The sequence below is a fragment of the [Clostridium] symbiosum genome, assembly GCA_036419695.1.
Classification (GTDB): Bacteria; Bacillota; Clostridia; order Lachnospirales; family Lachnospiraceae; genus Otoolea; species Otoolea symbiosa_A.
Genome location: CP143946.1, coordinates 470,158 through 486,827, shown reverse-complemented (window position 1 = coordinate 486,827; position 16,670 = coordinate 470,158). Strand labels below are relative to the sequence as shown.

Genomic DNA, 16,670 nt, shown 5'->3' with positions numbered 1-16,670 from the left:
TTTTCTATTAGAGCGCATTAAAACGGCCCGTAACCAACCGTTGCCGCATAAATCAGAAATACAAAAGCAACCGCCCACCACATAAAGAACATGGGGGCCATAAATTTAATCCATTTTCCAAAAGAAATCTTTCCCATTGCCAGAGCCGCCATGATGGTGCCGCAGGTCGGCGCCACGATGTTGGTAAAAGAATCTCCAAACTGGAATGCCAGTACCGCCGTCTGACGCGTTACGCCGATCAGATCCGCCAGAGGAGCCATGATTGGCATTGTAACCGCCGCCTGGCCGGAACCGGAAGGAATCAATACATTGATGATATCCTGGACAATAAACATGCCGCAGGCGCTGAGACTTGCCGGAAGTCCCCTTAAAAGCCCGGCCAGGAAGTTAATGATTGTGTCGAGTATGCTTGCATTCTGAAGAATCAGCGTAGCCGCGCTGCAGAGGCCGATCATCAGGCATGCATAAAGCAGGTTTCCGCATCCTTTTATAAATTCATCCGCAATCTTTCCCGGCCTCAAACCTCCGAAAATTCCGGAAAGTATTGCAACAATCAGGAAAATAGCGGCCAGTTCATCAATATAAAAACCAAACTTGATAACGCCGACAATCAATGCCACAATTCCGCCGACAAAGGTGAGCAGAACGAGCTTATGGCGGGTGGTCAGCGTCGGAATATCATTGACGTCTATGCTGATCTGTTCCCCCATATCCACGCCGTACATATCGCTGCGTTCCGGATTTTTTCTGACCCGCATTCCGTACCAGGTCACATAAGCGATGCTGACCGCCAGCAGGGCGATAAAAGCTGCCATCCTGAGCCCAAAACCGGAAAACATCGGAAGACCGGCAATCCCCTGGGCCACGCCTACGGTAAATGGATTCGTACATCCTCCGGCGTAACCGGCTCCGGCCGCGCCGTAAACCATTCCAATGGCGGTGATCGAGTCAAATCCCATTGCCAGACATACGGCAATTACAAGAGGTACAAAAGCCAGGAACTCTTCAAAATTGGCTGCAAAACAGGAACCCAGGCCAAATACCGTCATACAGACCGGAATCAGCAGGATTTCTTTTCCCGACATCTTGCGGACCATATTTCCCATCCCGGTTTTGATCGCTCCCGTCGCGTCCATAACGCCGAAGGCTCCGCCGATGATGAGCAGGAAAAAGATGACATCTCCCGATTTCTGAAGTCCCAGTGTCAGGGACATAAAAATGTCGAACGGTTTAACTGGATTTTGTGTTACATAGTGGAATGTCGTGGGATCTACAACCATGCGCCCCGTGACGGCATCCTCCACCCTCTCAAATACACCTGCCGGCACGACATAGGTGGCAATTGCACTCAATAAAATAATCACCACAAGTATAATGACCGGATTCGGCGCTTTCAGTTTGAATTTCTTCTCCTTTTTCTCTTTCATAGTTTCCCCTTTCTTTTCTCATATGGAATTTTACCTGTCTGCCCCATCAATACTTCCTTTGTCAATAAATCCTCCCCTCTACTTTGTATTTGCCGACAGCAATATCTGTTTTTTTATTTTTACGGCATTTCTGCCGGTAATTGATCACGGCAAAGGCCGCCGACAGAAAGAAGAATCCCGAAGCCATAAAAAACGGCAGCTTATTCCCCATGCTGTAAATAAAACCTGCAAAAAGCGCTCCCAGTACTTTCCCACCAAACAAAAATGATGTGAACAAGCCCGATATAGTCCCGCTGTCCCCGGAAGCTCCCTCGTCCGTCACAAGCGCCTGCTGCATTGGAACGTACAGGGAATTGAATGCATAAAAAATAAAGTTTCCCATTATGTAAAATGATACATTTTTGATAAAGGGAACCATGCCCGATGTGACTGCGCATAAAATCAGAACGGGTATGATTGTCTTTCTGGAATTTGTCTTCCGTATCATCCAGAGTCCGACCGTAAAATCCACCACCAGCGCAATCACTCCGATTCCGGCCCGGATCAGGCCGTTGTAGTAATTCGGCAGATTGAGCGCCGCCTTCACGTAATAGTTATAGGCATTATCGTAAGCGGTCGTGGCAAAGCTGGACAGAAATACGGCCGTAAGGAAAATCAGGGAAGACACCCGCAGGGTTCCGGCCTTTTCTTTTCCCTTACCCGGCTGCTCCGCCGGGGCCCCGGGCCGCTCCGGATCCCTTAAGGTAAAACAGATTGCGGCGAAGGATACAAGCATTGCCGTAACCTGAAACCTGAATACCAGCATAATTGAAAAAGTGCCGATCATTCCCCCGATGGAATAACCCACCGCGCAGCCGATGGTGGCAATGGCCGAATGATACAGCATGAAACGGTACCTGTCCGCTTCCTCCGTCACGTCCATCAGATAGGACATCGTACTTACTGTACTGGCTGAGCAGGCCACCCCGGCCAGCATTCTCCAGAGGACAATGCCCGTCTGGGTCACCGAAATGCTGAAGAAACTCTGGGCAACGGCGTGCAGCAATATTCCCAATGCAAATACTTTTGTGCTTCCTATACGCCGGCACATCTTCCCCCAGAATGGGGAAAACAAAAAGGATGCACCTGCCATGGCGGCAAAAGCGACGCCAAACATATAATCCGGCATTCCCAGTTCCAGAAAAAGAGCCGGAGTGACGGGATTGACACAATTTGATATAACGGCAAAGGCGAGATGAAAAATAAGCAGGCGGGTTGCGGACGCTCTGCGGCATCCCATTTTAGAGTACGCTGTCAAATTCAGCCTCCTATCTACTGAAGTGATCCTGTTACAATTCACAGCCCCAAAACCGCAGCGCCGCCAACGGCAATACGTTTCTTGAAATATCAGTCGTGATTTGTAACATTATCTTTGAAGTTAATTTTTTGTTAATTTTGTTTCCCGCCTTTAATTGTAGTATAATGCCTTTACAACTATATGTAAAATTGATTATTTAGCGAACAGTAATCAATTTTTTCAATAACCTTTTATTGACTTAACGCAGAAAAGTTGATACCTTTAATTTATCGTAATAACTGCAGAATAATATGGAAACTGCGGAACTAAGGAGGCGTACAAACGTGAATATCGAAGATATAAAAACATTCCTGTATGTGGCAAAGGAAAAAAATTTCAGCCGGACGGCGGAACTGCTGTACATTTCCCAGTCAGCCGTCACCGCCCGGATCAAATCCCTGGAAAGTGAGCTGGGATGCACTCTTTTTGATCGCAATAACTCCTCCGTCAAGCTCACCGCCCGCGGGCATCTCTTCCTCAGATACGCTGAAAGTATTGCCGGTCTCGAGGATGAAAGTAAGCGGCTGTTCCATCTGTCGGAAAAGTATAACTCCTTTCTGACACTGGGCGCCCCGGACTCCGTCTGGCAGTTTCCGCTGAAGCCCTTCCTCGGCGTCATACACAGTAACCACCCACGTACCGCCCTGAAACTTGTCTGCGAGCATTCTATGGCAATCACAAATAGTGTTATCGATTCCGTTATCGATCTCGGTGTGACGATTGAAGCTCCGCAGCACAGGCTCCTGGAAACCAGAACGCTCTGGTCCAGCCGATATATTCTTGTCGCCAGCCCCCTGCTGGAACTGCCCTGCCCCTGCTTTACCCCCGAAACGGCCGGACAATTTCCCTTCATCGATATGCGCTGGAGCCACAGCTTCTGCGCCTGGCTGGAGCTGACTTACCGTGCCAGGATTTATCCCTATCAGACCGACCGTATTTTTCTGTTCCTGAACATGCTTCTCGGCGGCCTCGGCGTTGGTTTCCTTCCCTCCCGGATTGCATCTTCCTTCCTGGAATCAGGGCAGCTCATCGAAATACCATACGCGGAATCTGAAAGAGGTCCGCGTGAAGAGGGCTTTCTCATCTATTCCCCAAAACGGGCGAAAGAACTGGAGCTATATATTGAGGAATTTATGAAATTCTCTTTACTGTAAAACAGCAGCACAACTATCTCCTGTATACCACTCTTATTTTTATGTGGTATGCGGGAGTTTTTAATTTGACGGAACATTCTCAGAATTTGTTACTGATCACTCCGTGCCTTGACAGACGACAGCAGGTGGAAAAAAGTGGATTTATTGTACTCTGTTGTAAAAATTGCCGGATTACAAGCCTGTTTTATTCTTTACCGGGAATAGTTATTGTATAAAAGGACGAAATTCAAAAGAAACTCTGTCAGAGCTGGCTATTTTCGACAAAAATTTCAATCGACTTTCGGCATGAAGCACAATTGACAGCGAAAAAGTAGTAGATTACACTTTATGTATTAAATAATACATAAAGTGTACTGCGCAGAACATTTTGCCTTAAGGAGGTAATCAACCAAAATCATAAGGGGAACAAAATTCAAAGTGAACATAAGAAATCACGGGGAATACCGGATTTGTCCCGGTAAAGTATGATACGTAAAGGAGAAAGGTATGACGCTGACAGACGTTTTAATCGACTTTTCAATGATCAGTATTCTTCTCGTAGCGGGGGCCTGGCTGACTGGAACCGCACGGATAGGCCCCCAGAAGTCCTCCATGCTAAGCACCTTCGAACCTCTGACCAGTGTTGCGGCGGGCGCCGCCCTCTTCGGAGAACCGGTAACGCCGCGCACGGCGATTGGAATAACGTGCATCCTGTGCGCCGTGCTCCTGCTCGCCCGCGGTGAAAAGAGCGGGGACGATCGCAATAAGTTTTGACTTATTAAATGTGCAATGTTAGAATTGTTAATAAAGAAGCTGATATGCGGCGTTCCGGCCCTGATAGCGGGCCGGGACGCTTAAGTGATATTGGGAGGAATACTCCAGGCCTCAGAACACAGAGGAGGAATACAAATGGCAGATTTTATTAACAGGGTAACGGCACATTTTGATGAGCTGACGAAGTCGCATAAGGAAGTTGCGAATTATTTTCTGTATAATCTGGATAAAGTAGCGGTGGGAACACTGGAAGATCTGGCCGGACTGGTCGGAGTCAGCACTACGACGGTAATACGTTTTGCCAGGCAGCTTGGCTATGCCGGATTCACGGATCTTCAGAAAGATGCGCAGAACATTGTTTTAAATAAAGATTCCCTCCCCGGAGAAACCGACGGCGAACCGGGAAAAGAGAAGGTAAACAGCAGACTGGCGGCATCCTTTGAGAGAGAGATCAGAAACATAGAGAATACAATGAAGGATCTGAAGGAGGAGGAGCTTGACCGCGCGGTCGGACTCATGCAGTCCGCGGATTCTCTTTATATTATGAGTATGAGAATGGGATTTTCACTGTCCTATTACGCCTTCGCAAGCTGGGGACGAATCAGGAAGAACCTTCATCTTATCCGTTTTACCGGAATGGAATATCCGGAAGAAATGGTGAGCATGAAGAAGGGGGACGTATGTGTTGTCTTTGCCTTCCCGCGTTTTACCTCCCTTGCGATTCATCTGCTGGAATGGATGAAGAAGAAACAGATAAAGGTAATTCTGATCACATCCGCAACGTTTGTGGCTGCCAGGGAATACGCTGAGATTGTACTTCCCTGCCGGGTGAAAACCGCATCCTACCAGAATTCGCACGTTGCGCCCATCTGTCTGATCAATTACTTTACGATGGCCCTGACCGCAGAAAACTATGACGAGGCCGCCGAGCTTTTAAGGGACACGGAAGAACTTCTCGGCCCTGCATTCTATATTGGAAATTGACAGGAATCGGAAACTGAAAAGAATACGCTTAAAATCCCCTGCATACCGAACGCTTTTATGATTCCGGTACACAGGGGATTTTCCTCCTATATAAATCCGTATTCACTTTTCGGCCATATGCCCATCTAAGCAATTTCATCTATCCTGCTTTCCAGCTTTTCAATACAGCCGTCGTCGCCAAACCCGATCTCCAGGATTTCATCCGCTCCTGCAATTTCAAGTATTTCCCTTCCCGCCTCAATTCGCTGCGGATCGCTGCAGAGATCGGTTTTTGTAATCACGCCAATCACCGGCTTTCCGCTGAACATGGAACTCATCCTGGGTGAAAATGTATTCTGTTCGTCGATTGCGGACAGGAGAAGCAGGATTACGTCCGCCTCCACCGCAGTGACAATCAGCGCGCTGTAAAACTGTTTCTGTTCCAGATATTCTCCCGGGGTATCCACAATCCCGTCCCCTATCACCTGGATAGACTGGGTTTTCTGATACCGGACCGTCTCCCTCATCAGACGTTGTCCGAGCGTCGTTTTCCCACAGCCTATCTTTCCAATCATCATAATCTTCTTCATGGCCTAAGACCTCGTAATTTCCGTCATCGTAAAATGAAGTGTCTCTCCCAGAACGCGAAGGACATCTTTTAACGCTGCGTCCACCGCCGCCACATCACCGCAGATTACAAGGGAACCGGAGAAACGGTCCACAAATACAATCTCCACCTCGGCGGCTTTTGTCGCCACGTCGGCGCCAATGATGGCCGCCTCGCTGGGAGTGATGGTCAGAATTCCCAGAGCCCCTCTGGTTTTGCTGACAACGCCCAGCTTCTTATATAAATCATCATTGGGGTTGGCAATCAAATGAGCCATTGTCACCTGTTTTCCGGGAACAAACTCCTGGATAATCCTCTGTTTTGAATCAAAGGGATTTTGTTCTGTCATACCGCCGTCTCCTTTACAGTAACGCCTCAAAGATCTCTTTCCGCGGACTTGGAATTACGGTGCTGGTCACAGCCAGGCCCTTCTCCTCGCCCGTCGCCATACCGCAGCGCACGGCCTCTTCCACCGCCGCCACTTCTCCGGTGAGAATTGCAAAGGATTTTCCTCCGATTCCCACGCCGAGACGGACATCCATCAGTGTCACATCGGCCGCCTTAGCCGCCGCATCGGCCGCATAGACCGCAGCCGTGACGCTGAAGAATTCCATAACGCCGACGGCATTCACCCCATCGGGCGTGGTGGAGAGATTGATTGCCTGAATTACCTGCGGATGAACGCGGGGAATCACGACAGAGTCCACAAGATGGGCGTCGACTACTGCGGCTCCCGCATCCAGGGAGGCGTTTACCGCGGCTACGTCGCCGTAAAACAGGATCGTATATTTACCGGGACACACCGGTTTTGCGTATAAAAGTGTCGTGTCCGCCGCCTTCAGGACCGCGTCCGCCGCTTCAATTCCCTTGGCAATACTATTGCTTTCAAGGATTCCGATTGCTTCCATTCTCTGTATGCTCCTTTATCTGAATACTGTCTGTTGCGCAATGCAGTACAAAATATGGTAACTGTTCAGTAGGTAGTATTCCGCAGGGTGTTTTCATGCGTTTTTGCATGAAAATCCCGAGTTTTGCCAGCGCGAAACAGCGTTTTTTGCTGTTTCTGTGCATCGCGAAGCGGTAATTGTGAAGGTACTGAATAATTACAAAATATGGTAACTTCTTAAGGCCTGATTTCCAGGTACTGTTCCTCCAGCACCGCAACTCCGCTTATGGAGGCGTGCAGCGCAGAACCGAGACTTCCCTCCGGGCAGACTGCAATAAGCTGTCCTTCTTCCACCCGCTCGCCGTCCTTTACAATTGGCTGCGAAGGCGCTCCGATACTTTGGCGGAGAGCCAGGCGGACCGTCCCTGATAATGCAGGCGTAATCTCTTTCAACTCATCAATCCGGATCTCTTCAAATGCCGCCACCCCGGCTCTGGACGCCACCCTGGCCGTGGGCGCCTTGCGCATATTCCGGTTCGGATCCGGCTTCCACTCACCTTCGGTACGCTGGTAGCGGATGCCTGCCCCGGCCAGTTCCCTCTTCAGCAGGGAATTGACTTTTCTCGGCTGCAGTCCCATCGGACATGCGTATACTTCACAGATTCCGCACTCACAGCAGAGCGCCGCATTCCGTACATCCTGATCGTCCAGTATCTCCGTCAAATCGCGGCAGGAGGAGAGTTTTCGCATAATCCGGTGCGGTTCCAGCGGATGGCCGAGCAGCGCCCTTGGGCAGAGCTGGGAACAGAAACTGCACTGGATGCATGCCGATTTGGCACGGTTTAACATGTGTTTCAGCGTGACTTCGGAGCGTCTGGCGATACTGCTGTCCGTAGAGAGAACGATAAGCCCCGACATGGTCTTTGTCACGTGCGCAGACTCCGCCTCCTCCTTTGTCATGAGTTTTCCCATCATTGGGCCGCCGTTGACCACCACATAGTCCGAAAGCAGCGGGCCTCCCGCCAGTTTCAGGCACTCACCGACCGGTGTTCCGATCGGCACCTTTGCAATCACCGGATGTTTCACTTCACCGGTCACGGTCAGATACTTCTGTGTGAAAGGTCTTCCCTCCATTGCCTCGTAGATGCTGTACAGCGTGGCGACGTTATTTACAACGCAGCCCACATTCAGCGGGATTCCCGCGGGCGGCACCACCTTTCCGGTCACCTCGTAGACGATGGTCTGCTCATCTCCCGCCGGAAAAAAACTCTCAAGACGGTGAAGACGGACCTCCGAACCGAGTGACCGGATTGCCTCCTCCAGGGCTCCTATTTCTCTTGTATAGGATGCTTTAAGCGCAATGACACAGCCGCCCGCGCCGGTCTCACGGAGCAGCATATCCGCTGCCTTAATCAGTTCCCCGGCCTTGTTTCTCATGAGATAGCGGTCCGTCTGCAGAAGCGGCTCACATTCAGCTCCATTGATTATAATTGTTTCAATTGTTCCATTATATTTCGCGTGGGTCGGGAAACCGGCTCCGCCGCAGCCGATTATTCCGGCCTGATAGATAAGTTCCGTCAGCTGCATATTACTCACCCTTTTCCTTTGAGATCTCGAGGGAATCGATAATGCCGACAATAGCGCTGTCAATTGGAGAGTCATCAGAACCGATCGCCCGTCTGGCCGTACTTCCGCTTACCACCAGAACCTGTTCTCCAATTCCCGCTCCAACAGAGTCAGCCGCCACAAAGGTAGCCCCGTTTCTCCTGTTTGTCGTCACTTCCCGCACAATCATCAGTTTATGTCCGTTCAGGGCCTCTTCCTTTTTCGTTGCCCAGACATGGCCTACTACCTGACAAATCATCATATGGCCTACCTCCTCCCCTGCCAGAGGACTTCGATTCCCGACTGGCGCAAAACGTCTTTTGCCGAAGGTGTCAGAATGACTCCCTTGGCCACCGTAAGCGTTGATTGTTTTTCGGACGCAAGCCGGCGCGCCACCGCCTCGGTGATCAGCTTTCCTTCAAAAACCGCACCGCCTGCGGCAGGCTTCGGCGCTTTCCTGCCCGCTTCTTCTACTGCCATGGCGGAAATTTCTTCACATTTGCCGCTTCTGCGTGCCTGCTCTGGGCATATGTCTCCCAAAACCCTCATTCTGGCGGTAGCATTCTTTGGCAGCATACACGCATTGGCCTCGTCAAAATCAATGTGCATGGCAAGCGCCGCCTGGCTGCTGACGCGGCAGATGACATTTTCAAGTGTTATCTTCCGCTCTCCGCCGATGGTTACGGAAACTCTCTGTCCATCCATGATGCCGAATTCACCGGCCTCGGGCGGCGTAATATGGATATGGGCCTGCGCTATGATCACGCTCTCTTTTGCAAATATCATTCCTTTGGGACCGATGATATACACATCGCCCGCTCCAGCCAGATCTCCCGACATGCAAACCGGCGCGTCGATTCCCAGCGCCCTGCAGTCCGTCAGAGACAGTTCCGTCTGGACTTCCTCTCTCTCCGGTCCCAGCACCGCCACATTTTCAATTCTCCCTTTGGGCGTCACCAGGGTGACCCGTTCCTCACTCAGGAACTGTCCCGGCTGGGATAACGGCCTCTTTGGCGTCAGCCTTGCCCCGGCTCCGAACAGCTGTCCGACCGCCTCTTTCGTCAGATGGACGTGCTTGGCCGAAACCTCCACCGGAAAATCGAGAGGCAGCTCCCGGCCCATCATCTGTTCTCCGCATTCGGCAAGAACACGGAGAATAATTTCCTGTATCTGTTGTCTATTCATAAAATCCTCCCAGGGATAAAGCGGGATTACTATCCCACGCGTCACTCTAGAACGTGTTTGAAAATTGCTTTCCGTAAGCTGTGCGTCACTCTTTGTGGGATATTTGGCTCAAATGAGGGCAGCGTAGTGGGCTACGGCAACTGAATTTGGGCCAAATCTTCCGCGAAGTGGGGCGTGCAGATTGCGGGAATGAATTTTCAAACATGCTCTAATGTAATCCGGATACAACACGGCAGAAAAGAATATAGATGCCGCTGCTCAGCCGGTTTAAGTGTTCAATAATTCCAAGCGGATCGCCCTGCGGGAAAGCGTTTGCCGCGCTCAGCTCCGCCTCCCTTACCTGCGTGCGGAGAAGATTCAGTTCAAGAGCCGTTTCCCCCATCGTGCAGTCGGGAATCGGGTGCTCTATCCCGAAGTACTCCTTCACATTGTGGGACATACGCCTGATTTCACTGTGTTCCAGTCCAAACAGCCGCACCTCGCTAAGAGGCTCCTCTTTCACCTCAGCCCCGAGGATTTCCCTCAGGTACTGAAGGACACTGTCCAGCTCCCGGCAAAGCTCCCGATTATCCTGATTTTTTGCCTGCATTAGCAGTACGCGTGCCTGCAGCCCGTCTATCCGGCCGCGGAGTTCAATGCGCGGATGGGTCTTGGGAACCAGGAGGTTTCCACGCAGATGGGTCATATCCTCCGGTTTTTCACCATAGCCCTCACCGGTAGCAGCATCAATATATGTGCGGCCTCCTTGTTTTTTGATTGGGGTCCGGGTCATTGCGGCATGAGATGACGGGTTCACGCAGTCAAATATCAGTTCCACGCCGCGGTCACGGAGGAATTCTTTTGCCGACGGTGTGACAAAAGTGCCCTGCGGCACCCGGTATTCCCGGTCGGCCCGGGAAATCTGTTCCGTCCTTAAATCTGCTTCCGTCAATACTTTCATAGTTACATTCCCTATTCTTTAAACACTGCTGTTGTAACGGTCCGGACAAGTCTGAACGGTTACCTTCCCAGCGGTTACCTGCTGTTCTGCTAACTCTGCCGCCCGGTATCCTACTGTCGATGTCCACAGGTAATATCCCGAGGTACACGGCGCGAAACGGTGTTTTTTACCGTTTCTGCGCATCGCAAAGCGTGTTGCTGGTCACGGAGTGGACAGTAACATCCTACTCAGCGTTCTGTACCGGCAGAATCAGTTCAACCTCGCCGTGCGGACGCGGAATTACATGTACGGATACGAGTTCTCCGATGTTTCCCGCTGCTGCCGCTCCCGCGTCGGTTGCCGCCTTTACGGCTCCCACGTCGCCGCGTACCATTACCGTCACAAGGCCGCCGCCCACATGCTCTTTTCCGATCAGTGTCACGTTGGCCGCCTTCACCATTGCATCGGCTGCTTCGATTGAAGCAACCAGTCCTCTTGTTTCTATCATTCCCAGTGCCTGTAATGCTGCCATGATTTACTCTCCTTTATATTGTAACTATTCATTACCTTTATAGTTACTGTTTTTGTGTATCGCGAAGCGTGTTATTAGTAACAGTTCAGCCATGGTATATTAGTTGTGCGGCGCGAAACGGTGTTTTTTCCGTTTCTGTGCATCATTTTGTTGCAGTTTGGCCGAAGGCTGAACCGAAACTCCTGTTACTCTACATCCAGTTTCGGCAGAATCAGTTCTACTTCTGCATGAGGACGCGGAATTACATGTACGGATACGAGTTCACCCACGCGTCCGGCTGCTGCCGCTCCCGCATCGGTTGCCGCTTTTACGGCTCCTACATCGCCGCGTACCATTACCGTCACAAGGCCCCCGCCTACATGTACTTTGCCGATCAGAGTTACGTTTGCCGCTTTAACCATTGCATCGGCTGCCTCAATCGAACCAACCAGTCCCTTTGTTTCTACCATTCCCAGTGCCTGTAATGCTGCCATAATCTTTTCCTCCTTGGATTTGTTTCATTATTATCTCTTTATTTTTTATCTATTTTCTGAATTAGTGTTTCGCCCGCAGCCGTGCAATAACTGCGCGTGTAATCGCTTCTATGTCTTCTTCCCTCAAATCCTCCGTGCAGGCCGGCGCCGAAGAAGAACAGGAACACTCTGCCGGAGCGTTTTCCCTCAAATCTTCCAGCTCACAGAGACCGTATGCCACGCGGCGGATATTGATCAGGTTGAGTGGTGTAATATTATCTGAAGTTGCGCTGCCTCCGACGGCTCCGCAGCCCAGTGTCAGCGCCGGGGCCAGTCCCGTTGTGGCTCCCACGCCGCCGAGCGCTCCCGACGTATTGACGAGAATACGGGAAACCGGCTTTTTAAGGGCAAATTCCCGGACTACTTCTTTATTTTTCGTGTGCAGTGTCATCGTGTGGCCGGCTCCCTCATTTTTCAGGATTCTGATGCAGAGTTCACACGCCTCTTCCCAGCTTTCTACTACAAAGTAAGCCAGTATCGGACAGAGCTTTTCACGGGAATACGGGTTCTTCTTGCTGACATCAGCCGGATCCTGGCGTGAAACCAGAAGGCGTGTCCCTTCCGGAATCCGGATTCCCGCCATGTCGGCAATCTTTTCAGCCGTTTTTCCTACAATCTTCGGATTCATTGTGCCGTTGGCACGGAGCAGAAAACCGGACAGCTGTTCCGATTGTTCCGGCGTCAGGAAATAACCTCCCTGCCGTTTCAGCTCCTCCTCCACCTGGCTTGTGATGCAGCGTTCTGTGACGATTGACTGTTCCGAGGCACAGATTGTGCCGTTGTCAAAGGTTTTCGAGTCCATAATGCGTCGGATCGCCGCCGGAATATCGGCCGTGTGCTCAATGTAGGAAGGGCCGTTGCCCGGTCCAACCCCAAGGGCCGGATTGCCGGAAGAATATGCGGCATGTACCATGGCCTCTCCGCCTGTGGCGAGGATGATGCTGACATCCGGGTGTTTTAAGAGGGTGTCCGTCGCCTCCATGGTCGTGAGGCTGACGCAGCATACCGTTCCCTCCGGCGCACCTGCACGCTCAGCCGCTTCCTTTATAATTTTATATGTCTCTGTGATACAGTTTTTAGCTCCCGGATGGGGGCTGATTACAATGGCGTTTCCCGCCTTGATGGATATGATGCTCTTATACATTGCGGTTGAGGTGGGATTGGTGGATGGAATCAGAGCTGCCACAACTCCCATCGGCACACCGATCTCGCAGACTCCCTTGTCCTTATCCTCCCTTAAAACGCCTACCGTTTTCATATCCTTTACGGATTCCCAGGTAATCCGGCTGCCCAGTGTGTTTTTCAGGACCTTGTCCTCCCACTTGCCAAATCCCGTCTCCTGTACCGCCATTTTAGCCAGTTCCTCTGCATGCTCCATACATGCTGCGGCAATTGCCGCACAAATCGCATCCAGCTTTTCCTGAGGAAATGTGGAGAGTGTTTTCTCCGCCTCTTTTGCACGGGCTACCAAATTCCGCACTTCCTGGATGGATTGTAAATCACGATCCAATGTCAATCTGATCACGTCCTTTCTGTACATTCCTTATTTCTCAGTATGCCAACGGCTCCTCGGCTATCCGGCATACCGTCTCCGCAAATGCCTCACACGCTGCAAGGCAGGCCGCCTGGCTCCCGCAGAGCAGGCCTCCCGCAAAGTTGGTCTCGGTCGGCGGGCCGTAATACGTTTTAAGCTCCACATCGGCCGCTTTAAGCGCCGCATCCAGCCCCACCGTTGCCTCCAGGGGCGGGGCAATCAGATAGGCCATTGCCGTTCCCTCCGGTACCCCTGCCTGGGCGGACAGATAAGAACCGGTCCGTGAGATGCAGTGGGCAAAGTAAACGATGGAACCATCCTCGTTGGCCGTATAAAAATGTGCCTCGTTTTCAATATAGGCAATCGCAGCCTCCAGGCCGCTTCTGACCTCCTCGGGATTCGGGCCTGACAAAATGCCGATGAACTCTCCGGCAAGAGCCGTGTTTGCATTGGCAGAGCCTGCATACATGCTCTTTGCGTATGCAACCGATACATCTGCCTTTTTCGTAGCCTCATCTAACGCTGCATAAGATACGTCGTCGCAGTCCGTCGTAAAAATTCCAAGACTGCGATCCTCCGGACGGATGTCCAGGTTCGCACGCAGCATCGGATCGGCATTTGGAAGAATGTGTACGCCGAGCACCTGCGTGCCGATTTGTTTTGAAACCATATTTCACCTCCCGCCTTCGAGAACAAATACGCGGAATACGGCCGTGTGAGCCGTATCCCTGTCTCTACTTTTTCAAATCCACTCCGCTGGCCTGTTTTTCAAGAATCAGCGCCAGCAAATCCACAATGTAAGCTCCGGCCTCCACCGCCGGGACGCCGTCCTTATGAATGTTGGAAACAACGGTTCTCCTCGCCTCCGGCATTCCCACTTCAGCGTGATAGGCGATATAGGCGCTCATACTCTCCGCCGTTGCCAGTCCGGGCCGTTCGCCGATGAAGGAGCAGACCACCTTCGCTCCCACCAGTTCCGAGATCCGGTCCTGGGCTCCTACGCGCCCGTATTTCACAAAGATTGGTGTTCCTGCCTTCAGTCCCTTTTCCTTCAGCCCCTCCATCACAACGGGCAGGATACGCGCCGCATTGGCTTCGATGGCAGAGGAGGAAAGCCCGTCGCTGATAATAATCTGGACATCCGGATGGGAGACACACTTTTCCTTGATATATGCCTTTGTCTCCTCATCGAAATCCCGCCCCAAATCAGGTCTTGTAAGAAAATTGTTTTTATCGGTACAGCATGTGGCCACCGAAAACAATCCGAGCTTTTGAATCAGTTCCTCACTGACATCCATGAGCACCGCATCCCTCGCCGCAGCATGATCGGCGCGAAGTGTCAGGAGCGTCTTCGTCTTCAGCCTCGGACCCGACCGGCCGACGCCGATGCGGGCCGTCGTTTTGCCAATCATCCGCCGCAGGGCGTCGGGATCCTGCGGATTTTCCAGAAGCGGCGCTTTTCTGTCCAGCTCTGGCGGAGGCTCTGATATCAGTCCATCTCCGGCGTCTTTCCCATCCGGTTTTCCCGGCGGCATGCTGCCCGCAACCTCTTCTAGCTCTTTTTTCGCTTTCTGCCTGGCCGCTTCCCGGGCGGCGGCCTCCGACTTGGCCCGCAGGCTTCCGCTTTCAAATCTACCATCTCCCTGCAGTTCAGTAAGGATTTCCTCTGCAATCCGGTCTATCTCTGTCTGCCTCAGCATGCGCTCACCGTCCTTTCTTCGTAAATATCGTCGGATCCCCGGCCAGTTTTGTCAGCCTGCCGTTTTCCATGATTCCCATCCGTTCCAGCCACCGCTCAAATGCGGGAATGGGATGCAGTCCCAGTATCTCCCTGATTGTGCCGATATCATGATAGGCGTTCGTCTGATAATTGAGCATGATATCGTCGCTGGTCGGCACGCCCAGAATATAGTTGACTCCGGCCGCTCCCAGGAGGAGGGACAGGTTTTCAATATCATTCTGATCCGCCATCATATGGTTTGTATAACAGCAGTCACAGCCCATGGGCAGTCCGGAAAGTTTTCCCATAAAATGGTCTTCCAGCCCGGCTCTGATTACCTGTTTGGAATCATACAGATATTCCGGCCCGATGAACCCTACCACCGTATTCACCATAAAAGGATGATACTTTCTTGCAAAGGCATAGCACCTGGCTTCCATCGTCACCTGATCCGCGCCCCAATGCGCATTTGACGACAGCTCGCTTCCCTGCCCGGTTTCAAAATACATCACATTCGGCCCGGCCGCCGTTCCGTGGGTGCGCAGAAGGTCTAACGCCTCCTCCACGGTTTCCGATGAGAATCCAAAGGCCCGGTTGCCTTTTTCACTTCCTGCAATCGACTGGAAAATCATGTCGCAGGGCGCTCCCTGACGGAGGGCCTCTATCTGGGTTGTAATATGGCCGAGCACGCAGATTTGTGTGGGGATTTCCAGCGAATTCCGCACCTCATCAAACCGCTTCAGAACCTCCGCCAGACTGGAAACCGTATCATTGACGGGGTTCAGCCCAATCAGGACGTCGCCGCAGCCGTATGAAAGTCCCTCAAACAGGGAGGCGGTGATTCCTTCCACATTATCGGTCGTATGGTTCGGCTGAAGCCGTGTTCCCATGATTCCCCGCTCACCCACCGTTGTGTTGCAGCAGGCCGTGATGCGGATTTTACTGGCTCCGTATATCAAATCCATATTTGTCATGAGTTTACAGACGGCTGCAACCATCTCGGCCGTAAGGCCCCTGGAAATCCGGCGGATTGTGCTTTCGTCGGCATCATAGGACAGCAGCCACTCCCTCAAATCACTGACCGTCCAATTTTTGATTCCCTGATAAATCGTCTGGTTGAGGCCGTCGATGTTGATTCTCGTAACCTCATCTTCCTCATAGGGCGCCGCCGGATTCTCATACAGCTCCTTAAGCGTCATACCCGCGAGCGCTTCCTTCGCGGCAATCCGTTCTATATCCGACTGCGCCGCCACGCCCGCCAGGATATCGCCGGACTTATGTTCTCCGGCCTTTGCCAGGACTTCCTTCACCGAACCGAAGGTGAAGGTCTGCCCCGATAGTATTGTTTTATATTGCATATGTACCTCCAAGGTTGTAGTTACTGGTTGTTACTATTCACAGCCATTATTCCGCCAGGTGTTTTCACTCGCTTTTTGAGTGAAAATCCCGAGTTACACGGCACGAAACGGCGTTTTTTGCCGTTTCTGTGCATCGCGAAGCGTGTTACTGTTCGCAGAACCGCGCTTTTTTGCGGGGC

At 51.7% G+C, this 16,670-nt stretch carries 17 protein-coding genes and 2 pseudogenes; 4 read left to right on the top strand and 15 right to left on the bottom strand.

From position 1 onward, the window contains the following. Positions 1-17 precede the first annotated feature (17 nt). Together V3C10_02295 and V3C10_02290 are read right to left on the bottom strand one after the other, a co-directional pair. Positions 18-1,427 (bottom strand): AbgT family transporter, encoded by a 1,410-nt coding sequence (locus V3C10_02295; protein WVP62668.1) that lies wholly within the window; start codon positions 1,425-1,427, stop codon positions 18-20. 61 nt (positions 1,428-1,488) lie between these two features. Then, a complete protein-coding gene (locus V3C10_02290; protein ID WVP62667.1) occupies positions 1,489-2,724 on the bottom strand; it encodes an MFS transporter in 1,236 nt (411 codons plus the stop codon). 323 nt (positions 2,725-3,047) lie between these two features. On the opposite strand from V3C10_02290, the gene V3C10_02285 reads away from it, so the two are divergent. The 3 genes from V3C10_02285 (at position 3,048) to V3C10_02275 (ending at position 5,654) form a co-directional block, all read left to right on the top strand. Continuing rightward, a complete protein-coding gene (locus V3C10_02285; protein WVP62666.1) occupies positions 3,048-3,917 on the top strand; it encodes a LysR family transcriptional regulator in 870 nt (289 codons plus the stop codon). Between the two features lie 486 nt (positions 3,918-4,403). After that, positions 4,404-4,670 (top strand): EamA family transporter, encoded by a 267-nt coding sequence (locus V3C10_02280; protein ID WVP62665.1) that lies wholly within the window; start codon positions 4,404-4,406, stop codon positions 4,668-4,670. 135 nt (positions 4,671-4,805) lie between these two features. Then, complete coding sequence (locus tag V3C10_02275) at positions 4,806-5,654, top strand: MurR/RpiR family transcriptional regulator (protein WVP62664.1); 849 nt, start codon at positions 4,806-4,808, stop codon at positions 5,652-5,654. A 125-nt stretch (positions 5,655-5,779) separates the two neighbouring features. Here the strand turns inward: V3C10_02275 and eutP are convergent, their stop codons facing one another. The 6 genes and pseudogenes from eutP to pduL form a co-directional block, all read right to left on the bottom strand. Next, the gene (gene eutP / locus V3C10_02270; protein WVP62663.1) at positions 5,780-6,223 is read right to left on the bottom strand and encodes a EutP/PduV family microcompartment system protein; all 444 of its coding nucleotides are present in this window, start codon (positions 6,221-6,223) and stop codon (positions 5,780-5,782) included. A gap of 3 nt (positions 6,224-6,226) precedes the next feature. Continuing rightward, positions 6,227-6,589 carry a BMC domain-containing protein gene (locus V3C10_02265; protein WVP62662.1) on the bottom strand — a complete coding sequence of 121 codons (363 nt, stop codon included), beginning with the start codon at positions 6,587-6,589 and terminating at the stop codon, positions 6,227-6,229. Between the two features lie 13 nt (positions 6,590-6,602). Then, complete coding sequence (locus V3C10_02260) at positions 6,603-7,148, bottom strand: BMC domain-containing protein (protein ID WVP62661.1); 546 nt, start codon at positions 7,146-7,148, stop codon at positions 6,603-6,605. Positions 7,149-7,363: 215 nt separating this feature from the next. Next, the gene (locus tag V3C10_02255; protein WVP62660.1) at positions 7,364-8,713 is read right to left on the bottom strand and encodes a 4Fe-4S dicluster domain-containing protein; all 1,350 of its coding nucleotides are present in this window, start codon (positions 8,711-8,713) and stop codon (positions 7,364-7,366) included. 1 nt (position 8,714) lies between these two features. Then, entirely contained in the window at positions 8,715-8,993 is a 279-nt protein-coding gene (locus tag V3C10_02250) for a EutN/CcmL family microcompartment protein (protein ID WVP62659.1), read from the bottom strand. A 5-nt stretch (positions 8,994-8,998) separates the two neighbouring features. Beyond that, positions 8,999-10,057: pseudogene (gene pduL, locus V3C10_02245) on the bottom strand (phosphate propanoyltransferase). Between pduL and V3C10_02240 the strand changes: the two are divergent. Then, a pseudogene (locus tag V3C10_02240) lies at positions 10,034-10,198 on the top strand (DUF6783 domain-containing protein). The pseudogenes pduL and V3C10_02240 sit on opposite strands and share 24 nt — an antisense overlap. On the opposite strand, the gene V3C10_02235 reads toward V3C10_02240, so the two are convergent. The 7 genes from V3C10_02235 to V3C10_02205 form a co-directional block, all read right to left on the bottom strand. Further along, positions 10,125-10,856, bottom strand: a complete 732-nt coding sequence (locus V3C10_02235; protein WVP62658.1) for a hypothetical protein — start codon at positions 10,854-10,856, stop codon at positions 10,125-10,127. The pseudogene V3C10_02240 and the gene V3C10_02235 sit on opposite strands and share 74 nt — an antisense overlap. A gap of 223 nt (positions 10,857-11,079) precedes the next feature. Next, entirely contained in the window at positions 11,080-11,367 is a 288-nt protein-coding gene (gene eutM, locus V3C10_02230) for an ethanolamine utilization microcompartment protein EutM (protein ID WVP62657.1), read from the bottom strand. Positions 11,368-11,552: 185 nt separating this feature from the next. Beyond that, positions 11,553-11,840 carry a BMC domain-containing protein gene (locus V3C10_02225; GenBank protein WVP62656.1) on the bottom strand — a complete coding sequence of 96 codons (288 nt, stop codon included), beginning with the start codon at positions 11,838-11,840 and terminating at the stop codon, positions 11,553-11,555. 61 nt (positions 11,841-11,901) lie between these two features. Then, entirely contained in the window at positions 11,902-13,419 is a 1,518-nt protein-coding gene (locus tag V3C10_02220) for an acetaldehyde dehydrogenase (acetylating) (GenBank protein WVP62655.1), read from the bottom strand. A gap of 10 nt (positions 13,420-13,429) precedes the next feature. Then, the gene (eutL, locus tag V3C10_02215; protein ID WVP62654.1) at positions 13,430-14,083 is read right to left on the bottom strand and encodes an ethanolamine utilization microcompartment protein EutL; all 654 of its coding nucleotides are present in this window, start codon (positions 14,081-14,083) and stop codon (positions 13,430-13,432) included. A 64-nt stretch (positions 14,084-14,147) separates the two neighbouring features. After that, positions 14,148-15,113, bottom strand: a complete 966-nt coding sequence (gene eutC / locus V3C10_02210) for an ethanolamine ammonia-lyase subunit EutC (GenBank protein ID WVP62653.1) — start codon at positions 15,111-15,113, stop codon at positions 14,148-14,150. 4 nt (positions 15,114-15,117) lie between these two features. Continuing rightward, the gene (locus V3C10_02205) at positions 15,118-16,491 is read right to left on the bottom strand and encodes an ethanolamine ammonia-lyase subunit EutB (protein WVP62652.1); all 1,374 of its coding nucleotides are present in this window, start codon (positions 16,489-16,491) and stop codon (positions 15,118-15,120) included. Positions 16,492-16,670 lie beyond the last annotated feature (179 nt).